This is a genomic window from Pseudomonas macauensis (assembly GCF_047902425.1).
Lineage (GTDB): Bacteria > Pseudomonadota > Gammaproteobacteria > Pseudomonadales > Pseudomonadaceae > Pseudomonas.
Window position 1 is genome coordinate 4,777,557 of the sequence record NZ_CP138377.1, and the last position, 21,124, is coordinate 4,798,680.

Consider the following 21,124-nt stretch of genomic DNA (forward strand, 5'->3'; position numbering starts at 1 on the left):
ATCAAGACACCCATCGTGGCCCGAATCGGCCTGACCGTCGCCGTGGTCGGCGCGTTGTTCGGCGGCCCCCTGTTTCCCAGGATCGGTCACGCCGCCGACCTCGTGCCGCCGCCGGGTTACTTCTCCGCCGTCGGTGAAAAAGGCAGCAAGAAGGATTCGGACAGCTGCCCGGCCATCCCCACGCCCTACACCGGCAGCCTGCAGTTCACCAGCAAGTACGAGGGCTCGGACTCCTCGCGCTCGACACTCAATGCCGATGCGGAGAAGAAGTTCCGCACCCAGATCAAGGACATCACCGAGATGGAGCGCGGCACCGCCAAGCTCATCACCAAGTACATGCGCAGCGGCAACAAGGGCGACCTGGACTGCGCAATGAACTGGCTGGAAGCCTGGGCCGAGGCCGGCGCGCTGGAAAGCACCGACTTCAACCACACCGGCAAGTCCATGCGCAAATGGGCCCTCGGCAGCCTGTCGTCGTCCTACATGCGCCTGAAGTTCTCCAGCAGCCGCCCGCTGTCGGCCTACGCCGAGCAGGCGAAAACCATCGAGAGCTGGTTCAGCACCCTGGGCAGCCAGGTGGTTCGCGACTGGAGCGACCTGCCACTCAAGCAGATCAACAACCACTCCTACTGGGCCGCCTGGTCGGTGATGTCCACCGCCGTGGTGACCAACCGCCGCGACCTGTTCGACTGGTCCGTGCAGGAATTCAAGGTCGCCGCCAACCAGGTGGACAACGACGGCTACCTGCCCAACGAACTCAAGCGCAATCAGCGCGCCCTGTCGTACCACAACTACTCGCTGCCGCCGCTGACCATGATCGCCGCCTTCGCCCAGGTGAATGGCGTCGACCTGCGCCAGGAGAACAACGGCGCCCTGCAACGCCTGGCCAACCGCGTGATGCAAGGCGTGGACGACCAGGACCAGTTCGATGAGAAGACTGGCAAGGACCAGGACATGGACGACCTGAAGGACAACAGCAAGTTCGCCTGGCTGGAACCCTACTGCGCACTCTACAGCTGCGCCCCGAAGACCCAGGACTGGAAGAAGAAGATGGAACCCTTCAACAGCTTCCGCCTGGGGGGTGAAGTGACCAAGGTTTTCAACCGACAGGGGGCGGGGAGCTGAAGCAGCGACCCACCCCAGCCTCTCCGTGACGACGAGAGGTCCGACTTGAAAGGTCCGTCACCCTAACCCTCTCCCCCAAGGGAGCGGGAACTGTCCGAGCGATCGGGCGGCACCCAATCAGCCGGTGGGCATGAGCATCCCCGCCAGCACGGATACCCCCTCTCCTTTTGGGAGAAGGCCCGGGTGAGGGAACCCCTGCGCCGAAATATCGGCAAGGACATCCACCCGACCCACGCGACAAAGACGTGGGCGGGCGCAAGAGATTAAGCAACACCAGGGGAGGAAATGGCGGGTTGTCCCGGCCTTTCCTCAAGGCGTCGAGAGACGCCGGAAGGGCTGGAGCGACCTTAGGTTTGAAGCTCCAGAGAGAGACGCGGAATGGTCTTTTCTTCCAACGTGTTCCTGTTCCTGTTCCTGCCGATATTTCTCGGCCTGTACTACCTGAGCGGGAACCGCTACCACAACCTCCTGTTGCTGGTGGCCAGCTACGTCTTCTACGCATGGTGGCGGGTGGACTTCCTGGCGCTGTTCGCCGGCGTGACGCTGTTCAACTACTGGATCGGCCTGCGCATCGGCGCGGCCGGCGTGCGCACCAAGGCTGCGCAGCGCTGGTTGATCCTCGGCGTGGTGGTCGACCTCTGCGTGCTGGGCTACTTCAAGTACGCCAACTTCGGCGTCGACAGCCTCAACCAGCTCATCACCTCGATGGGCATGCAGCCCTTCGTGCTGACCCACATCCTGCTGCCCATCGGCATCAGCTTCTACACCTTCGAATCGATCAGCTACATCATCGACGTGTACCGCGGCGATACCCCGGCCACGCACAACCTGATCGACTTCGCGGCCTTCGTGGCGATCTTCCCGCACCTGATCGCCGGCCCCGTGCTGCGCTTCCGCGACCTGGTGGACCAGTTCAACCACCGCACCCACACCGTCGACAAGTTCGCCGAAGGCTGCACCCGCTTCATGCAGGGCTTCGTCAAGAAGGTGTTCATCGCCGACACCCTGGCGGCGGTGGCCGACCACTGCTTCGCCCTGCAGGACCCGACCACCGGTGACGCCTGGCTCGGCGCCCTGGCCTACACCGCGCAGCTGTACTTCGACTTCTCCGGCTACAGCGACATGGCCATCGGCCTGGGCCTGATGATGGGCTTCCGCTTCATGGAGAACTTCAACCAGCCCTACATCAGCCAGTCCATTACCGAGTTCTGGCGTCGCTGGCACATCAGCCTGTCCACCTGGCTGCGCGACTACCTGTACATCAGCCTGGGCGGCAACCGCGGCACCACATTCCAGACCTATCGCAACCTGTTCCTCACCATGCTGCTGGGCGGCCTGTGGCACGGCGCCAACGTCACCTACATCATCTGGGGCGCCTGGCACGGCGTGTGGCTGGCCATCGAGCGCGCTCTGGGCGTGAACGCCGCGCCCCACGTACTCAACCCGCTGAAGTGGGTGTTCACCTTCCTGCTGGTGATCGTCGGCTGGGTGATCTTCCGCGCCGAGAACCTGCATGTGGCCTGGCGCATGTACGAGGCCATGTTCAGCTTCGGCGACTGGAAGCTTTCCGAGCTGAACCGCGCCAGCCTCACTGGCCTGCAGGTCGGCACCCTGGTGATCGCCTACATCGTCCTGGCCTTCTTCGGCATCCGCCAGTTCTACAGCCAGCCGCTGCAGAGCAAGGCGCCCAAGGCCGCGGCGAAATCCGACGAGGTCCAGGCCGACGGCCCGGCCAGCGCCCAGCCGCGCCCCCCGGCGGCAGCCCAGGACGACCCGGCGGCCATCGCCTACTCGCCCAGTGGCGCTGCCGTCTACACGCAGCACTGGATGACCCAGCTGCCGGTGCTGGCGACCCGCATCGCCCTGCTCCTGCTGTTCGCCGCCTCGGTGCTCAAGCTCTCGGCGCAGAGCTACTCGCCGTTCCTCTACTTCCAGTTCTGAGCGAGGCCGGATCATGCAACCGACTACACATCCCACTCTCAGCAAACCCCTGCAGTACACCTACATCGCCGTGTTCGGCGGGATGCTGCTGGGCCTGGCAGGCCTGTCGCTGAAGGCCTTCCCCAGCTTCTCCGCCGCCGAGGGCACCACCGTGCTCAACGGCAAGCTGGCCCACGCCTTCGAAGGCCACTACGACGACCAGTTCCCGATCAAGCGCCTGGGCACCAACCTCTGGGCCGCGCTGGACTACACCGTCTTCGAGGAAGGTCGTCCGGGCGTGGTGCTGGGCAAGGACGGCTGGCTGTTCACCGACGAGGAATTCAAGCCCGCCCCCACCCAGCAGCAGCTGGATGACAACTGGGCGCTGGTGCGCGGCGTGCAGCAGGAGCTGGAGCGCCGTGGCGTGAAACTGGTGCTGGCGATCATCCCGGCCAAGACCCGCCTCTACCCCGAATTCCTCGGCAAGGAACAACCGGCGGCGCTGCACGCCTCGCTCTACCAGGACTTCCTGCAGCGCGCCCGCCAGGCCGGCATGGCCGCGCCCGAGCTGCTGGAAACGATGGAGAAGGCCAAGGACAACGGCCAGGTCTTCCTGCGCACCGATACCCACTGGACGCCGCTGGGCGCCGAAGCCGTGGCCCAGCGCCTGGGCGAAAGCATCCGCGCCGGCCAGGGCGCCGACCTGCCGAGCCAGACCTTCATCACCGAAGCCGGCAAGAGCGGCCCACACAAGGGCGACCTGCTCACCTTCCTGCCGCTGGACCCGCTGTTCAGCAACCTGCTGCCGCCGGAAGACCAGCTCGAGCAACGCCAGACCCATCCGGCCGAGGAAGCCGCAGCCGGCTCCGACAACAGCGGCGCTGGCGACCTCTTCGGCGACAGCGCCCAGCCGCAGGTCGCCCTGGTCGGCACCAGCTACAGCGCCAACCCGCGCTGGAACTTCGCCGGCGCCCTCAAGCAGGCGCTGTCGGCGGATGTCATCAACTACGCGAAGGAGGGCAAAGGCCCTCTGGAACCGATGCTCGAACTCTTGCAGGACGAAGGCTTCAAGCAGAAGCCGGCGCAACTGCTGGTCTGGGAATTCCCCGAACGCTACCTGCCGATGCACAGCGACCTCAGCCAGTTCAACCCGGACTGGGTGGCGCAGCTGCGCGCAGAAGGCAACCGAGACGAACGCCTGGCCGCCAACCAGGCAGGCAACCCAACGGCGCACTGAGCGCCGCGACAGGGCATCACCCATGCCCCTACAAGAGAGAAAGACGGAGGTACAACCCCATGAACCGACTGACCATTCGCACCCTGAAGTCGTCCGCACTGGCCCTCGCCCTGGGCGCCGCATCCTTCGGCGCTTTCGCCGGCGGTGAAGGCGCACTCTACGGGCCACAGGCGCCCAAGGGTTCGGCCTTCGTGCGGGCCTACAACGCCGGCAGCTCCGAGCTGAACGTCGCGGTCGGCAACGCCACCCTGAACGACGTCTCGCCGCTGGGTTCCAGCGACTTCAAGTTCCTCCCGGCGGGCAACTACACCGCCAAGGTCGGCAGCCAGAACCTGCCGGTGAAACTCGATCCGGACGCCTACTACACCCTCGTCAGCCAACCCGGCGGGCAGCCGCGCCTGGTGCCCGAGCCGCCGTTCAAGAACAAGCAGAAAGCCCTGGTCCGCGTACAGAACCTGAGCGGCCAGGCCCTGACCCTGAAAACCGCTGACGGCAAGACCGACGTGGTTGCCAACGTCGCTCCGCAAAGCCACGGCGACCGCGAGATCAACCCGGTGAAAGTAAACCTCGCGCTGTACGACGGCGCGAAGAAGGTCAGCGACCTCAAGCCCGTCACCCTCGAGCGCGGCGAAGTGGTCTGCCTCTACGTCACCGGCGAGGGCGGCAAGCTCAACCCGGTCTGGGTCAAGCGCCCTGTGAAGGTGGACTGATCCCATGAGCCGGCGGCCACTGCCCTGCCACTCCCATACGGAGTGCGGCCGAGACTGCACATCTCCCGCCGGCACCCACTGCCTCCCCCTCCCCCTGGGAGCGGGCCGGGGTGAGGCGCTCGTGAAGCGCCTCCCTCCCAACAACGAGACCGGTCCTACGCCGGCAGAAGCATCGGTGCGCCGCCACTCCGGCACGCACAGGAGAGGTCACCCACAAGGCACGCCGGGCTGCATGACGCGGCGCGGCAAACAGTACGCATGAACGCTTTAGGAGAATCCACATGATCCCAGTAATCCTTTCCGGTGGCAGCGGCTCGCGACTCTGGCCTCTTTCCCGCAAGCAGTACCCCAAACAGTTCCTCGCCCTCACCGGCGACCACACGCTGTTCCAGCAGACCCTGGAGCGTCTGGCCTTCGAAGGCATGGAACCCCCGGTGGTAGTCAGCAACCAGGAGCACCGTTTCATCGTCCAGGAACAGCTCGAAGCGCTGCAGCTCAAGACCCAGGCGATCCTGCTCGAGCCCTTCGGCCGCAATACCGCGCCGGCGGTTGCGATCGCCGCCATGAAACTGATCGCAGAAGGCCGTGACGAACTGCTGCTGATCCTCCCCGCCGACCACGTGATCGAGGACCAGCGTGCCTTCCAGCGCGCCCTCGCCCTGGCCACCAACGCCGCCGAAAAAGGCGAAATGGTGCTCTTCGGCGTCCCCGCCACCCGTCCGGAAACCGGCTACGGCTACATCAAGTCCGGTGACGAGCGCGGCCTGCCGGAAGGCGTGATCCGCGTCGAACGCTTCATCGAGAAGCCCGACGAAGCCCGCGCCCAGCAGTTCGTCGAAGAAGGCGGCTACTACTGGAACAGCGGCATGTTCCTGTTCCGCGCCAGCCGCTTCCTGGAAGAGCTCAAGAAGCACGACACCGACATCTACGACACCTGCCTGCTGGCCCTGGAGCGCAGCCAGCACGACGGAGAACTGATCAGCATCGACGCCGCCACCTTCGAGTGCTGCCCGGACAACTCCATCGACTACGCCGTGATGGAAAAGACCCGCCGCGCCTGCGTGGTGCCGCTGTCCGCCGGCTGGAACGACGTCGGCAGCTGGTCGTCGATCTGGGAAGTCCACGAGAAAGACGCCGATGGCAACGTCACCATGGGCGACGTGGTCGTCCACGACAGCCACAACTGCCTGGTGCACGGCAACGGCAAGCTGGTCTCGGTGGTCGGTCTTGAAGACATCGTGGTCGTCGAGACCAAGGACGCCATGATGATCGCCCACAAGGACCACGTGCAGGACGTCAAGAAGGTGGTCAACCAGCTCGACGCCGCCGGTCGCAGCGAGACCCAGAACCACTGCCAGGTCTACCGTCCGTGGGGTTCCTACGACTCGGTGGACATGGGCGGCCGCTTCCAGGTCAAGCACATCACCGTGAAGCCCGGCGCACGCCTGTCGCTGCAGATGCACCACCACCGCGCCGAGCACTGGATCGTGGTATCCGGCACCGCGCAGGTGACCTGTGACGACAAGACCTTCCTGCTCACCGAGAACCAATCCACCTACATCCCGATCGCCTCGGTCCACCGCCTGGCCAACCCGGGCAAGATCCCGCTGGAAATCATCGAAGTGCAATCAGGCAGCTACCTGGGAGAAGACGACATCGAGCGTCTGGAAGACGTCTACGGGCGCACCACGGAGAACGTGGAGCCACTGCGTGCAGTAGCCCGCTGAGTCTGGCGCTTCCCTCATCGGCGCCAACGCCCCTGCACCGATTGGTGCGGGGGCTTTTTTATGGGTGCGCCATTACTCCGCTGCGGACTGATACTCCCATCGAGGACCTGGCCCGCTCCTGCAAAGGCCATACGGGGCTCACCCTGTAGGAGCGGACTTCGTCCGCGATGATCTTGCTCTTCGTAGGGCGGATAACGCCTCTGCCTTATCCGCCGTATTGGGGTTGAGTGTTTCCGCGCCGCTTCGGCGTGCTCGGATGTTTCTTGTTTCGCCCCCTCGGGCGAGTCCCTTTTGGGCCCCAAAAGGAACCAAAAGGGCCCGTCCCGGCATCCGGGTCCGGCTTCGCCGGACTGCCCTCGCTCCGGTATCGCTCCGAGGGTCGGCGTACAAGGGCCGTCCCTGGCCCTTTACGCCTCTCGCGACATCCATGTCGCTCGCCCCTCTGCGCAATACCTCCACTCGGCCTCCTGACGGGACTCTGCGCGCGCCTGGAACTTTGGCTGCTTCATGCTGGATGGCGCTTCGTAGGATGGCGTAGAGCGAAGCGAAATCCATCAAGGCGGATAACGCTGCGCGTTATTCGCCCTACAGGTGTTCACCCAGCTACGTGGGTGCACTGCTAAGCCCTCGCGGACAAGGTCCGCTTCTACAAGAGCATGACCAGCGCGGGACAAAGCGCTCTGCCTTTGCTCTTGAAGACTTCCAGAGAAACTTTCGCACGCACCGGAGCGCCCCTTCAGGAGGCCGAGTGGAATCGGAGTTTCAGGGGTTGAGCGGCATGGATGCCGCGAGAGCCGCGATGGGCCAGGGATGGCCCTTCGCGGCGGGCCCCTGAAACTTCGATGTAACGAGGGAATTTTTCGCCTAAGCGAAAAACCGGATGCAGGGGCAAGACCTTTTGGTTCCTTTTGTGTCGTTTGACAAAAGGGACTCGCCCGAGGGGGCGAAACCCAATACATCAGCACACACCGAGGCGGCGCAGAAACACAGAACAAGACGGCGGATAACACCTGAGCGTCATCCGCCCTAAAAGAGCATCGCGGACAAAGTCCGCTCCCACGAAGAGCCACGCCCCGCTCTGCATCAACCCGCCCCACCCCACCTCCTGCTAAGGTAATCATCAAATCCCCACGGAGCGCTCCATGCTGTATGGCATCCTGCTGATCGTCACCTGGATCATCCTGCTGATCCGCTACCCCTCCCGTGCCCTGCCCATTTCCGGCGCCGGCCTGGTCGGCCTGGCAGCAGTGATCGCCCTCGCCATCTGGCAGGACAGCAACGACACCCGCCAACTGCAACACCTGGAGCTGCGCATCGCCTACCAGCCCGAGCAATGCCCACCCGGCCGCCCGCTGGCCGTCAGTCTGAAGAACGGCGCCAGCCGTCCCCTGCTGGAGCTGCGCTGGAAGGTCGCCGCCTACCGCCCCGGCGACACCACCGACCTGGCCGAAAACCTCTACGAAGCCCCGCGCTACCGCGGCCCCGGCGCGCTGCTCGCCGGCGACGCCTGGAGTGACTGCCTGCCCCTGCCGCCGCTGCGCCCCGGCTACCGCGCCAGCACCCTGGAATTCCGCGCCGAGCGGGTGAGCGGGCGATTCGGTAACTGATTTCATCTCCCCACGGGAAGGACCCCATGACACTTCGCACACGACTCCTCGTGGGTCTGGGCTGGCTGATCGGCATTCTGCTGCTGGTGCTGGCCGCCAACCTGCAGGACCCTCACCTGCTGCCGGTACGCGGCGTCGCGCTGCCGATCCTGCTGGCCGTCTGCGCAATCGGCATCCTCATCTGGCTGGGATCCGGACGGCGCTGGTACTGCTGGGTCGGCTGCCTTCCCCTGTTGCTGGCGATGCTGCTGGCCGGCTGGAACCACTACCGCCTGCTCGACGACAAGACCCTGGTCCTGGAACGCGGCAACGCGAACCTGCAAGCGCTCGGCGGGCACTTCATCGTCGGTGTCGGCGCCCCTCGTACCGTCGAGCCGCTGATTCGCCAGGGCCTGGTCGCCGGCCTGTTCATCACCGCGCGCAACGTTCAGGGGCAGAGTGCCGAAGCCCTCCGCCAGCAGATCGGCCAATGGCAGGCGCTGCGGCGCGAAGCGGGATTGCCGCCGCTGATCATCGCCGCCGACCAGGAGGGTGGCATCGTGTCCCGGCTGTCTCCGCCATTGCCGCGACGTCCACCGCTGGCCGCGCTGCTGAACGCCAACTCCACGCCGGAAGCCCTGACCGCAGCCGCCTTCGAATACGGCGCCACCCAGGGCCGCGAGCTGGCCGAGCTGGGCGTCACCCTGGATTTCAGCCCGGTGGTGGACCTCAAGCCCGCGCAGCGCTCACGCCTGGACTTCCACAGCGCCATCGCGTTGCGGGCGATTTCCGCCGATCCGCAAGTGACCACCAACGTCGCCCTCGCCTATGTCCGCGGACTCGAACACAGCGGGGTGCACGCCACCCTCAAGCACTTCCCGGGGCTGGGGGACGTCCCGCAGGATACCCACCACTTCTCCGCCAGCCTGGCGACTGACATCAGACGCTTGCAGGCCTTTGACTGGCGCCCGTTCCGCCAGATCGCCCAGCAGACCCAGGCGCTGATCATGCTGGGCCACGTGAAGGTCACCGAACTGGACGCACGCAACCCGGCGTCCTTCTCGGCCACCGTGGTGCAGAAGATCATCCGCGAAGGCTGGCGGCACGACGGCGTGCTGATCACCGACGACCTGACCATGGCGGCCGCCTACAACCAGGGCCTGTGCCATGCCACGGTGCAGGCCTTGAACGCCGGCGTCGACCTGCTGTTGGTCAGCTATGACGACGAGAAGATCTACCCCGCGCTGGCCTGCGCCTTGCGCGCACTGGAGGACGGCAAGCTTTCCACGCAACGGCTGGAGCAGAGCGCACGCCGACTGGCGCGAACCTTCGGCCCAGCGAAATGATTCACCCGTCCGCCGCAATCCGGTACGTTAGTGCCGCCCATTGCCCAAGGACCGCTCGCCATGCCCCAACCCGTCGCGCTCATCACCGGATGCTCCAGCGGCATCGGCCGCGCCCTCGCCGATGCCTTCCGCAACGCCGGCTACCAGGTCTGGGCCACCGCCCGCCGTGACGAAGACGTCGCCGCCCTCGACCAGGCAGGCTTGCGCGGTGTGCTGCTGGACGTCAACGACGAACCCGCCGTCGAGCGCCTCGCCGAACAGCTGCAGCATGAAGCCGGTGGCCTCGACGTGCTGGTCAACAACGCCGGCTACGGCGCCATGGGGCCGCTGCTGGACGGCGGCAGCCAGGCAATCCGCAAGCAGTTCGAGACCAACGTGTTCGCCGTGGTCGGCCTGACCCGTGCGCTATTCCCGGCACTGCGGGCGCGACGCGGGCTGGTGGTCAACGTCGGCAGCGTGTCCGGTGTGCTGGTCACGCCCTTCGCCGGTGCCTACTGCGCCTCCAAGGCGGCGGTGCATGCGCTGAACGAAGCGCTGCGCCTGGAACTCGCTCCCTTCGGCATCGAGGTGCTGGAAGTGCAGCCCGGCGCCATCGCCTCCAACTTCGGCGCCAACGCCAGCCGCGAGATGGCGGCAGTGGTCAGCGAGGACTCCGCCTGGTGGCCGCTGCGCAACTTCATCCAGGCGCGCGCCGCCGCGTCCCAGGACAAGCCCACCCCGGCCAGCGACTTCGCCCGCGAACTGCTCGCCGCCGTACAGCGTTCGCCACGCCCGCGCCTGGTGCGCATCGGCCACGGCAGCCGCGCCCTGCCGCTGATCGCCCGCTGGCTGCCCAGCGGCATGCTGGACAAGGTGCTGAAGAAACGCTTCGGCCTCGACGGACAACTCTGATGACGTACCAGGTCCGCTACCTCGCTCTGGCCGGCATCCTCGCCGCCTTCTTCCTCAACGTGGTGGCGCGCGGCCTGTTGCGGGTCGGCGGGGTGCCGGCGACCCTGCTGGTGGCGGCGCTGATCGCCGCCGCCATGGCCTTCTGGTTCGCCCGCCGGCACAAGCGCCTGGCGCAGACCGGCGAGCGCTGGCGGCTCACCGCGCTCTACGGGGGTGGCCTGGCCGTGCTCTACCTGATCCTGGTCGGACTGGCGGCCTGGAAGAACACACCCAGTCCCGCCGCCCTGCTGCTCTACGGCCTCAACTACCTGTGCTACCCGCTGAGCCTCTGGTGGTTCTTCCGTCCTGGCGTGCTGGTGCGCTTCCTGCCCGAAGACGCCCACTGAGCCCCTTCACTTATTTTTCACACCCATTTCATCCGGGCACCACTCGACGCGACCTATCGTGGCGCGGACCTTTCGAGGAGTGCCCATGTCCTTCCCCCGCATTCTGCGCGGCGCCGCTGGCGTCGTTGCCCTGATCGCCACGCTGACCACCCTTCCCGCCTTCGCCACTGGCGAGACGCAGGCCGACTGGGCCAAGCCGGTGGACAAGTCGTTCAACCTCTACCAGATGTCGCCGACCCTGTACCGCAGCGCCCTGCCCGGCAGCCAGAACCTGCCGGAACTGCAGCAGCTCAAGGTGAAGACCGTGGTCAGCTTCATCAAGGACGACGACAAGGCCTGGATCGGCGGGCAGCCGATCGATGTGGTGAGCTTCCCCACCCACGCCGACCGCGTCGATGACGCCGACGTGCTGAAGGTCCTGCGCATCCTCCAGCAGGCCGAGCAGCAGGGACCGGTGCTGATGCACTGCAAGCACGGGCGTGACCGCACCGGCCTGTTCGCGGCCATGTACCGCACCGTGGTCCAGGGCTGGAGCAAGGAAGACGCGCTGAAGGAAATGACCGAAGGCGGCTTCGGCACCGAAGACGACATGAGCGACGCCATTGCCTACGTGCAGAAGGCCGACGTGGACAAGCTGCGCCTGGCCCTGGCCAGCGGCGACTGCAGCACCAGCGCCCTCTCCAGCTGCCACCTCAAGGAGTGGCTGGTCAGCACCTTCAGCGAGTCGCGCGCGGCGCACCCCAATCACTGATCCACTTCGGCTCACGCCAAATGCCGGCGAGTGCGGTAGGTTAGGAGACTTTCCCATCCGCTCGCCAGGCCCGCCATGACCTCCTCCCGCTTCAGCGCCGTCACCCACACCCGCTACATCGACCACGCAGGGCTGGACGCCTTCTGCGCCGACTACGACGGCTTCCTTCTCGACCTCTGGGGCGTGCTGATCGACGGCCTCGACGTATTCCCAGGCGCCCTCGCCTGGCTCCGCCGACGCGCCGCCGAAGGCAAGCCGGTGTGGTTCCTGAGCAATGCCTCGCGCAGCGTCAACGAGATGGCCGATACCCTGGAGCATCTGGGCGTTGCTCGCGATCTCTACAGCGGCATCACCACCTCCGGCCAGTTGGCCATCGACGCCCTCACCCATGAGCGCGAACTCCAGCGCGGCCTCATCCATACCGTCGGTGTGGTCGACTCACTGGCGACCTGGCCCGACGAAATCCGCGAACGCTTCAGCGATGACCTTCACGCCGCCTCGCTGATTCTCGGTGTCGGCAGCTTCCCCCAGGACGAGCTGGAGGCGCGTTTCGCGCCGCTGCGCGGCGCCACCGACAAGCCGTTCCTGTGCGCCAACCCGGACCGCGTGGTGGTCTCCGGCGGCAGGACGGTATTCGGCGCCGGCCGCCTGGCCGAGGCCTTCGCCGAAGAGGGCGGCACCGTGCACTGGTACGGCAAGCCCGACCCATCGGCCTTCCGCATCGCCCAGCGGCAACTGGAAGCGCGTGGTGCCCAGCACATCCTGTTCGTCGGCGACTCGCTGGTGACCGATGTACCCGGAGCGCTGGCCGCGCGCATCGACACCCTCTGGCTGGCCGCTACCGGCATCCACCGCCAGGCGCTGGGGGTGCCGTTCAACGGCGCACTCGACCCGGAGCAGACCAACGCGCTGCTCGACGGCTACCCGGTTCGCCCGCACTTTGCCGCGCCGGGGCTGGTCTGAAGTCAGGACATCCCCCGAGTTCGACCGCCCATGAACGAGATGATCGACCTGCTGCAATGGCCGGCCATGCTGGTCACCGTCCTCGCCGCCTGGCTGGTGGGCTCGCGCGACCGCAAGCGACGCAAGGTGGGCTTCTGGGTGTTCCTCGCCAGCAATGCCTTGTGGATCGCCTGGGGTCTGCCGGCCAAGGCCTATGCGCTGGTGCTGCTGCAGCTGTGCCTGGCGGCGATGAACCTTCGCGGGAGCTACAAGAACCGCCGGCGCGAACAGACTGGCGGCTGAACAGCTTTTGTAGGAGCGAGCTTGCTCGCGAACCGCATGGCGCCGGAGCTGGGCTGTTCGCGAGCAAGCTCGCTCCTACGAAGAGCCAGGGCACTCTGCCCAGCAATCGCCTGCACGGGCCCCATTGAAAACGGGAGCCGAAGCTCCCGTTTTTCCAGTGGATCAGCTCACTGCACCGTCGCAGCCGCCCCTTCCGAATGCTCCGCATCGCGCGTCTGCGGATTGACGATCACCGTGGCGGTGATACCCGCCGCCAGCAGCACGCCGTCCGGCACTTCGTCGATGTGGATGCGCACCGGCACGCGCTGGGCCAGGCGCACCCAGTTGAAGGTCGGGTTGACGTCGGCCACCAGCTCGCGGCTTTCCGGGTTGTCGCGGTCGTAGATGGCGCGGGCGATGCTCTCGACGTGGCCCTTCAGGCGCTCGCCGCTCATCAATTGCAGTTCGGCCGGATCGCCCAGTTGGATGTGCGGCAGCTTGGTTTCCTCGAAGTAGCCGTAGATCCAGTAGGAGTTCTCGTCCACCACGGCCATCTTCGCCTCGCCAACGCGGGCGTAGTCGCCACGGTGCACGTTGAGGTTGGTCACGTAGCCGTCCACCGAGGCGCGCACCTGGGTGCGTTCCAGGTTCAGCTTGGCGGCGTCCAGCGCGGCCAGGGCCTGCTGGTAGTCGGCCTCGGCGGCGGCGGCGGTGTTGCTGGCGTCGTCCAGGCTCTCGCGGGACACCACTTCCTCGTCCATCGCACGGCGGCGCTTGGCGTTGAGCTGGCGCATCTGCAGGGTGGCCTTGCGCGAGGCTACCGCGGCCTCGGCCTGCTTCACCGCGATCTGGTAGTGGTCCGGGTCGATCTGCATCAGCAGGTCGCCTTTCTTCACCTGCTGGTTGTCGCGCACCGGCACGTCCACCACCACGCCGGAGACGTCGGCGGCGACGTTGATGATGTCGGCGCGCACCCGGCCGTCGCGGGTCCAGGGGGTATCCATGTAGTTCACCCAGAGGGCGCGGCCGATCAACGCGGCGACCGCCAGGATGATCAGGGTCGCCAGCAGGCTGATGATGGATTTGAGGGTCATGGATGCACGCTCGTTACTTGTAGATGGTGAGGGAGAGGCCGCCGAACAGGCAGGCGAACAGGCACACGCGGAACAGCGCCGGGTGCCAGGTGAAGCGGTACAGGCCGATGGAGGCGAAGATGCGGTCTATGCCCCAGCAGATCACCGCGGCAACGATGAACATCAGGGTCAGGGTCGGCATGTAGACCCCGTGGAACGCGATCTCGCGGGGCAGGTCAGGCAACATGGAGGGTCTTTCCTGAAGAGGTTTTGCTGTCGCGCAGCGGCGACTGCGGGTCGAGCAGGCTGCTGCGGATGAAGTGCAGGTAGCTGAGCACGCGGCGCAGGGGCGAACTCTCGAAGTCGGGGGCGCGCGGCTCGTCTGTGTGTTTCACGCAGTCGATGGCCTGTTCCACGGCGGCCAGGGCGCGCTCGCGGTTGGCTTCGCTGGGTTTGACGAACAGGCGGATCAGCGCACGGCCCACGGCGCGGATCGACTGGCGCCAGGGGGTCGACTCGGCGTAGCAGGGCTCGTTCGGCAGGGCTTCCTGTTCAGCGCGCAACTCGATGACCGCATGGCCGATCTCCAGCACCACGAAGGTCCAGCGCAACAGGCGACGCTGCATCTGCGGGCTGCGCGCGGCCGCGCCGTAGGCCTGGTTGAGCAGGTCGCGGGTGCCGCTCTCGAAGGACGACACCAGGCCATCGAGCTTGCCGCTGATGGCTTCCACCACGCGCAGGCGCAACTCATTCTCCAGGCGGCGCCACAGCCAGGCGCTGGTCGGCGGCATGATCACCGCGACGATCACCGCAGCCAGGCTCTGCGACAGCACCAGGGCGATGTACTCGTTGAGCATGCGGCCCGGATCGTAGACCGTCAGGTTGGCCGGGATCGCGCCGAAGCTGAAGAACACCAGCAGGCCCAGGCCGTAGCCGGCGTACTGGGGTTTGATCGAGAGGAACGCGCCCACCGCGAACACCGGCGCCAGGGCAAAGGCCAGCAGGGCGAAGCCGTCCAGGTGCGGGAACACGAAGAAGGTTTCGGAGAAGCCGAGGATCGCCGCGAAGAAGGTGCCCACGGCCATCTGCATGGCCAGCTTCGCAGGGTCCGGCGCCGCCGAGACCAGCGCGGCGACGGCGGCCGCGTTGAGTACGAAGGTGCTGCCGCTGGGCCAGGCGGTCTCGATCCAGAACAGGCCGAACACCAGCACCATCAGCGCGGTACGCCCGCCCGCCACCAGCGAGGCGACCAGGTTGGCCTTGGGCGAGAAGCCGTGCTTCCAGTTCTCCCGCTCGTGCTTGTGGGCGGCCAGGGAGGCGTGGGTCAGGGCGTAGTTGTAGAGGTCGTCGGCCAGGCGGTAGAGCAGCTCGCCGGCGGTGTTGTAGTCCAGCAGTGCGGCGGCGTCATCCTGCTCGGCGAGCAGTTGCCCACGGCCCGCGCGGATGCACTGCATCATCCGCGAGCGGTGGCTTTCCAGCTGCGCGGCGAGGCGTTCGGCATCGCGCTCGGTGACCGACTGCCCGCGCCAGGGCGCGAGCACCTGGGCCAGTTCGTCCAGGCAGGGCTGCAAGGCGCGCAGCACCGCTGCGGCTTCCTGCACGCGCAGGCGCTCGAGCAACTGGTGCAACGCGTTGTAGCGGGTGGAGACGACCATGAACTCGTTGTTCAGGCGCGACAGGCGGCCCGAACGCAGGCGCATGTGCGGGTCTTCGAAGCGGGTGACGCTGCGCAGCGCTTCCAGGCCCACGGCCTGGGAGGCGAAGGCCACGTTGGCGGCTTCGAACTTCGGCCGCTCGCCGCCGCCGAGGTTGTCCAGGACGAAGCCGGCGAAGGCGCCGAAACGCTGGTACAGCGCGCTGCGCATGGCGGTGGTGGAGGTCTGCGGGAACAACGTGGCGCTGACCACGGTGGAACAGACGATGCCGAGACAGATCTCCAGCACCCGCCAGATCGCCGACATGAACGCGGCTTCAGGGTGCAGGGTGGCGGGCAGGCCGATCAGCGTCGCAGTGTAGCCCGCCAGCATGCAGGCGTAGGAGCGGAAGTCGCGGTAGCGCGCGGCGCCCACGGTGCACAGGCCGATCCACAGCGCCGAGACGAGCAGGAACAGCACCCGCTCCTGAGCGAAGATGGCGATCAGCGCCACCATCACGGTCAGGCCGATCAGGCTGCCGATGATCCGGTAGAAACTCTTGGCGAACACCTGGCCGCTCTGCGGTTGCATGACGATGAACACGGTGATGGTCGCCGTGCTCGGTTGCGGCAGCTCCAGGCGCATCGCCAGCCACAGGGTCAGCAGCGCGGCGAGCAGCACCTTGGCGATGTAGATCCAGGTGACGCCGTCGCTGCGCCCCCACTCCAGCAGTGCGCGACGCAGGGCGTCGAGCGGCGCCGGCGGATGGGCGCTGTAGTCATTCGCCGCCATCTCAGCGCTCGCTCACCGCACGGACGTCGACGGTCTCCGGGACCATCTTCGAATCCCTCGGCCCTTCCTGGACGTCCATCAGGCCACCGCCCAGGGCAACCACCAGGCCGGCATGGGTGGAAAGGCGCGCGGCGCGCACCTGCTGTTCCACCAGCTGCTGCTGGAACAGGCGGGTCTGCGCGTTGAGCACGTTGAGGTAATCGGTCAGGCCGCCACGGTAGGCCTTGGTGGCGATGTCGTAGGTGCGCTGGGCAGAGGCCACGGACTTCTCGGCGAAGCCCTGCTGCAGCTCCATGGAGTGCATGCGGATCAGCTGGTCGGAGATGCCCTTGAGGGCGTTGACCAGGGTCTGGTTGTACTGCGCCACGGCGGCGTCGTAGCCGGCCGATTCCTGGCCCAGCTGCGAACGGCGGCGACCGCCGTCGAAGATCGGTAGCGAGATGGCCGGGCCGACGCCATAGGTGAACTTCTCGGCGTTGAGGAATTCCAGCACGCCGCCGCCCACTGCGCTGTAGCCGATGCTGGCGACCAGGTCGACGTTGGGATAGAACTCGGCGCGGGCGACGTCCACGCCCTTGGCTTGCGCGGCGACCTTCCAGCGGCTGGCGACCACGTCCGGACGGTGGCCAAGCAGTTCCATCGGCAGCTTGCTGGGCAGGCCAGGGCCTTCGGCAAGCTTCAGGCTCGGGCGCTGGATCGCGGCGCCGGCGCCAGGGCCCTTGCCGGCCAGGGCAGCGATCTGGTTGCGGGTCAGCTGGATTTCCTCGTCCACCGACTCGATCTTGCGTTCGGTTTCCGGCAGCGGGGTTTCCGCCTGGCTGACTTCGAAATGGGTGCCGATGCCGCCGGCCAGGCGGCGCTGGGCGAGGGCGAGGATGTCCTGCTGCTGCTTGAGCATGGCCTTGCCGATGTCCAGCTCGGCGTACTGCAGCGACAGCTGGATATAGGCGCGGACGATGTTGCTCTCCAGCTCCAGCTGGGCCATGCGCGCCTCGGCGGCGGTCATCTTGGCGATGTCCAGGTAGCGCTCGGTGTTGCTGCGCTCGCGGCCCCAGAGGTCCAGCGAATAGCTGAAGCCCAGGGCGGCGTTGTTGTTGAAGGTAGTGGTGTCGGCCAGGTCACCCGGACCGTAGAAGTAGTCGGTCGGCCAGCGGTGGCGGGTCAGCGAGGCGTCGGCACTGATCTGCGGCGACTCGGCGGACTCGGCGACGCCGGCCATGGACAGCGCCATGCGCACCCGCGCCTCGGCCTGGGCCAGGGTCGGACTGCCCTCCAGCGCGGTCTTCACCCAGGCATTCAACTGCGGATCACCATAGGCGCGCCACCACTGCTCCGCCGGCCAGCCGGCTTCCCGGTTGGCGTGCGCGATGGCGGCATCGGTGGCCAGCTCGGTATCGCCCAGGCGCTGTTCCTGCGGGGCGATGCCATTGGTGCTGATACATCCGGCGATTGTTGAAAAAATGACAAAGGAGCCGACGAACGTCAGTCCTTTCATGAGGTGACGCGACACGGTGGAGGTCCTGGAAGTGATCTAGCTTTTCAGCGTGGGGCCGGGCTTGGAGATGCCGGCAGAGCCAATTGCGGCGATTGAATTTTAGGGAGGTGAAAGGGAACGGATAAGACGGCTGATTTGCGATTGTTTGTTACCGATAATGAAACAATAGAACCTTCCATCCGTGTGACAATACGCCGCTCCCACTGACGAGGCCCCCATGGACACATTGCAGACCATGCGAGCGTTCGTCTGCGTCGCGGAAACCGGCAGCTTCACCGCCGCCGCGCAGCAGCTGAACACCACCACCGCCTATGTTTCGCGTGCGGTGGCCAACCTCGAATCGCACCTCCAGGCACGCCTGCTCAACCGCACCACCCGGCGCATCGCCCTGACCGAGGCCGGCCAGCGCTACCTGCTGCGCTGCGAGCAGATCCTCGCCTACGTCGAAGAAGCCGAGGCCGAGGCCAGCGACGCCCACGCCCGCCCCGCCGGCCGCCTGCGCGTGCACTCGATGACCGGCATCGGCCAGCACTACGTGATCCGCGCCATCGCCGAGTACCGCCAGTTGCATCCGGAGGTGACCTTCGAGCTGACCATGGCCAACCGCGTGCCGGACCTGCTCGACGAAGGCTTCGACGTGGCCATCGTGGTCGCCTCGGAACTGCCGGACTCGGGCCTGGTGTCGCAGCGTATCGGCGAAACCTACAGCATCCTCTGCGCCTCGCCCGATTACCTGGCCCGGCGCGGCACGCCGAAAACGCCTTCGGAACTGATCGAACACGACTGCCTGCGCCTTATCAGTCCAGTACTACCCCTGGACAGGTGGTTGTTCGATGGTCCCAACGGCCAGGAAATGATTACCCTTGGCCAGTCGGTCTTCCAGGTGAACGTGGGCGATGCGATGACCGAGGCAATCAGCTCCGGCATGGGCATCGGCGCCCTGCCCGTCTACTCGGCGGTCGCCGGCCTGCGCGACGGCTCGCTGGTGCGGGTGCTGCCGCGCTACAAACTGCAGCAATTGAACGTGTACGCGCTGTACCCGTCGCGGCAGTACCTGGACGCGAAGATCAAGACCTGGGTCGCCTACCTGCGCGAAAACCTGCCCGGCGTGCTCCAGGCCGACGGCGCGGGTGTCGCCAGCGTCGCACCCTGATCCGCTTTCCCGCGTTTGCGGGCAAGTTCGCTCGATGTAACTCCTTACCCCGGTGTGAGCGAACTTGCCCGCAACCCTCCTTCTCCCGCTCCGTAATGCCCGGAAACTCCCTGTAGGAGCGGGCTTGCTCGCGAACCGCATGGCACCGAGATCGCAGGGAAGTCCGTTCGCGAGCAAGCTCGCTCCTCCCCCAAGGCAACAGCCATCCCAGCGTTCGATAAGCGCCCGCCACGCGTGTGGGCCTTGCCCCGCTCCGGCCTGACGGTGGTAGGGTTACCCCCTTCATTTCACCAGCCGTCCGAGCGCCATGAAAAAGAACGTCTTCGTCTTCAGCCGCCTTGCCCCGGAACACCTCGACCGCCTGCGCAGCCAGTTCAACGTCACCGTGCTCGACCCCAAGCAGGGCGACGTGAACGAACAGTTCGCCGCCTCCCTGCCGACCACCCACGGCATGATCGGCGTGGGCCGCCCGCTGGGCGAGAAGCAGTTGGCCAACGCCGGCCAGCTGGAAGTGATCTCCAGTATCTCGGTCGGCTACGACAACTACGACCTCGCCTACCTGAACCAGCGCGGCATCCCGCTGACCAACACCCCCGACGTACTCACCGAAACCACCGCGGACCTGGGCTTCGCGCTGATCATGGCCACCGCCCGGCGCACCGCCGAGCTGGACGCCTGGACCAAGGCCGGCCAGTGGAAGCGCACCGTGGATACCCCGCAGTTCGGCGTCGACGTGTACGGCAGGAAGCTCGGCATCCTCGGCCTGGGCCGCATTGGCGCGGCCATCGCCCGCCGTGGCCGCTTCGGCTTCAACATGGACGTGCTCTACCACGGCAACAGCCGCAAGCCGGAACTGGAGCAGGAACTGGGCGCGCGCTTCTGCGGCTTAGAGGAGCTGCTGGGCGAGGCGGACTTCGTCTGCGTGGTGGTGCCGCTGTCGGAGCAGACCCGCAAGCTGATCGGCAAGCGCGAGCTGGAGCTGATGAAGCCGAGCGCCATCCTGGTCAACATTGCCCGTGGCCAGGTGATCGACGAAGCCGCGCTGGTGGAAGCGCTGCAGGAAAAACGCATCCTCGCCGCCGGCCTGGACGTCTACGAGAAGGAGCCGCTGGCCGAATCGCCGCTGTTCGCCCTGCCCAACGCCGTGACCCTGCCGCACATCGGCTCCGCCACCTTCGACACCCGCCGTGCCATGGCCGAGTGCGCGCTGGAGAACTTCGAGACCGCCCTGCGCGGCGAGCGGCCGAAGAACCTGGTCAACCCGCAGGTGTGGAAGGGCTGAGCCCAGACGCCACCGCTCATCCGGCTGCTGCATTGCGCGCTGCAGCGCACCTATCCTTACCACGCCTGCCCGGCCGGGCAGGCGTCCCTTGAGGAGCAGCCTATGAGCGAATTGCCTACCATCGTCCTGGTCCACGGCTTCTGGGGTGGTGCCGCGCACTGGAGCAGGGTCATCGTCGAACTGACACGGCTGGGCCACACCGGCCTGCACGCGGTGGAGCTACCGCTGACCTCGCTGGCCAACGACGTCGAACGCACGACGAAAATGATCGCGCAGCAGAAGGGGCCCGTCCTGCTGGTCGGCCACTCCTACGGCGGCGCGGTGATCAGCCAGGCCGGCAATCATCCGCAGGTAGCGGGCCTGGTCTACATCGCGGCTTTCGCCCCGGACGCCGGTGAAAGCCCCGGCGGCATCACCCAGGAGCACCTGCCGGAAGCTGCGCCCAACCTGGAACCGGACAGCGACGGCTACCTGTGGATAAAGGCCGACAAGTTCCATGAAAGCTTCTGCCAGGACCTGAGCGCCGACGAGGCACTGGTGATGGCGGTGACGCAGAAGGCGCCGCTGGCCAGCACCTTCGGCGACACGCTCAGCACACCGGCCTGGAAGGCCAAGCCGTCCTGGTATCAAGTCTCCAGCGCGGACCGGATGATCGCACCCGCCAATCAGCAACGCATGTCCGCGCGCATGAACCCGAGGAAGGTCATCACCCTCGACAGCAGCCATGCCTCGCTGGCGTCGCGGGCCCAGGAAGTCACTGCCCTTATAGACGAGGCCGCCAGGTCGCTCTGA

At 66.4% G+C, this 21,124-nt stretch carries 19 protein-coding genes; 15 read left to right on the top strand and 4 right to left on the bottom strand.

Annotation, left to right across the window (positions count from 1 at the left end; all coding sequences use genetic code 11):
- From SD196_RS21815 to SD196_RS21870, 12 genes are all read left to right on the top strand, one after another.
- Complete coding sequence (locus SD196_RS21815) at positions 1-1,125, top strand: mannuronate-specific alginate lyase (protein WP_331319315.1); 1,125 nt, start codon at positions 1-3, stop codon at positions 1,123-1,125.
- Positions 1,126-1,503: 378 nt separating this feature from the next.
- Entirely contained in the window at positions 1,504-3,066 is a 1,563-nt protein-coding gene (locus tag SD196_RS21820) for an MBOAT family O-acyltransferase (RefSeq protein WP_416310651.1), read from the top strand.
- A 13-nt stretch (positions 3,067-3,079) separates the two neighbouring features.
- The gene (locus tag SD196_RS21825) at positions 3,080-4,282 is read left to right on the top strand and encodes an alginate O-acetyltransferase (RefSeq protein ID WP_275608451.1); all 1,203 of its coding nucleotides are present in this window, start codon (positions 3,080-3,082) and stop codon (positions 4,280-4,282) included.
- A 59-nt stretch (positions 4,283-4,341) separates the two neighbouring features.
- Entirely contained in the window at positions 4,342-4,992 is a 651-nt protein-coding gene (gene algF, locus SD196_RS21830; protein ID WP_275608452.1) for an alginate O-acetyltransferase AlgF, read from the top strand.
- Positions 4,993-5,273: 281 nt separating this feature from the next.
- Positions 5,274-6,719: a mannose-1-phosphate guanylyltransferase/mannose-6-phosphate isomerase gene (locus SD196_RS21835; RefSeq protein ID WP_275608453.1), complete on the top strand. Its 1,446-nt coding sequence runs from the start codon at positions 5,274-5,276 to the stop codon at positions 6,717-6,719.
- Between the two features lie 1,142 nt (positions 6,720-7,861).
- Positions 7,862-8,326 (top strand): multidrug transporter, encoded by a 465-nt coding sequence (locus SD196_RS21840; protein ID WP_331319196.1) that lies wholly within the window; start codon positions 7,862-7,864, stop codon positions 8,324-8,326.
- A gap of 26 nt (positions 8,327-8,352) precedes the next feature.
- Complete coding sequence (locus tag SD196_RS21845) at positions 8,353-9,651, top strand: glycoside hydrolase family 3 N-terminal domain-containing protein (RefSeq protein ID WP_416310652.1); 1,299 nt, start codon at positions 8,353-8,355, stop codon at positions 9,649-9,651.
- A gap of 60 nt (positions 9,652-9,711) precedes the next feature.
- Positions 9,712-10,542 carry an SDR family oxidoreductase gene (locus SD196_RS21850; RefSeq protein WP_275608456.1) on the top strand — a complete coding sequence of 277 codons (831 nt, stop codon included), beginning with the start codon at positions 9,712-9,714 and terminating at the stop codon, positions 10,540-10,542.
- Positions 10,542-10,928, top strand: coding sequence for a hypothetical protein (locus SD196_RS21855; RefSeq protein WP_331319199.1), 387 nt, complete (start codon positions 10,542-10,544; stop codon positions 10,926-10,928). The genes SD196_RS21850 and SD196_RS21855 overlap by 1 nt, the downstream gene beginning before the upstream one ends.
- Before the next feature lie 85 nt (positions 10,929-11,013).
- The gene (locus SD196_RS21860) at positions 11,014-11,679 is read left to right on the top strand and encodes a dual specificity protein phosphatase family protein (protein WP_416310653.1); all 666 of its coding nucleotides are present in this window, start codon (positions 11,014-11,016) and stop codon (positions 11,677-11,679) included.
- 75 nt (positions 11,680-11,754) lie between these two features.
- Positions 11,755-12,642, top strand: coding sequence for a TIGR01459 family HAD-type hydrolase (locus SD196_RS21865; RefSeq protein WP_275608459.1), 888 nt, complete (start codon positions 11,755-11,757; stop codon positions 12,640-12,642).
- 39 nt (positions 12,643-12,681) lie between these two features.
- Positions 12,682-12,924 carry a hypothetical protein gene (locus tag SD196_RS21870; RefSeq protein WP_331319316.1) on the top strand — a complete coding sequence of 81 codons (243 nt, stop codon included), beginning with the start codon at positions 12,682-12,684 and terminating at the stop codon, positions 12,922-12,924.
- Positions 12,925-13,091: 167 nt separating this feature from the next.
- Here the strand turns inward: SD196_RS21870 and SD196_RS21875 are convergent, their stop codons facing one another.
- Genes SD196_RS21875 through SD196_RS21890 form a run of 4 tightly spaced genes read right to left on the bottom strand, consistent with a single transcriptional unit; the run spans position 13,092 to position 17,897 of the window.
- A complete protein-coding gene (locus SD196_RS21875) occupies positions 13,092-13,997 on the bottom strand; it encodes an HlyD family secretion protein (protein ID WP_275608460.1) in 906 nt (301 codons plus the stop codon).
- A 13-nt stretch (positions 13,998-14,010) separates the two neighbouring features.
- Positions 14,011-14,211, bottom strand: a complete 201-nt coding sequence (locus SD196_RS21880; protein WP_152228250.1) for a DUF1656 domain-containing protein — start codon at positions 14,209-14,211, stop codon at positions 14,011-14,013.
- Position 14,212: 1 nt separating this feature from the next.
- Positions 14,213-16,402: an FUSC family protein gene (locus SD196_RS21885; RefSeq protein ID WP_416310654.1), complete on the bottom strand. Its 2,190-nt coding sequence runs from the start codon at positions 16,400-16,402 to the stop codon at positions 14,213-14,215.
- A gap of 1 nt (position 16,403) precedes the next feature.
- Positions 16,404-17,897, bottom strand: coding sequence for an efflux transporter outer membrane subunit (locus SD196_RS21890; RefSeq protein WP_370601705.1), 1,494 nt, complete (start codon positions 17,895-17,897; stop codon positions 16,404-16,406).
- Positions 17,898-18,114: 217 nt separating this feature from the next.
- Between SD196_RS21890 and SD196_RS21895 the strand changes: the two genes are divergently transcribed.
- From SD196_RS21895 to SD196_RS21905, 3 genes are all read left to right on the top strand, one after another.
- The gene (locus tag SD196_RS21895) at positions 18,115-19,050 is read left to right on the top strand and encodes a LysR family transcriptional regulator (RefSeq protein WP_275608462.1); all 936 of its coding nucleotides are present in this window, start codon (positions 18,115-18,117) and stop codon (positions 19,048-19,050) included.
- Between the two features lie 307 nt (positions 19,051-19,357).
- Positions 19,358-20,332, top strand: a complete 975-nt coding sequence (locus SD196_RS21900) for a 2-hydroxyacid dehydrogenase (protein WP_416310655.1) — start codon at positions 19,358-19,360, stop codon at positions 20,330-20,332.
- A gap of 102 nt (positions 20,333-20,434) precedes the next feature.
- A complete protein-coding gene (locus tag SD196_RS21905; RefSeq protein ID WP_370599989.1) occupies positions 20,435-21,124 on the top strand; it encodes an alpha/beta hydrolase in 690 nt (229 codons plus the stop codon).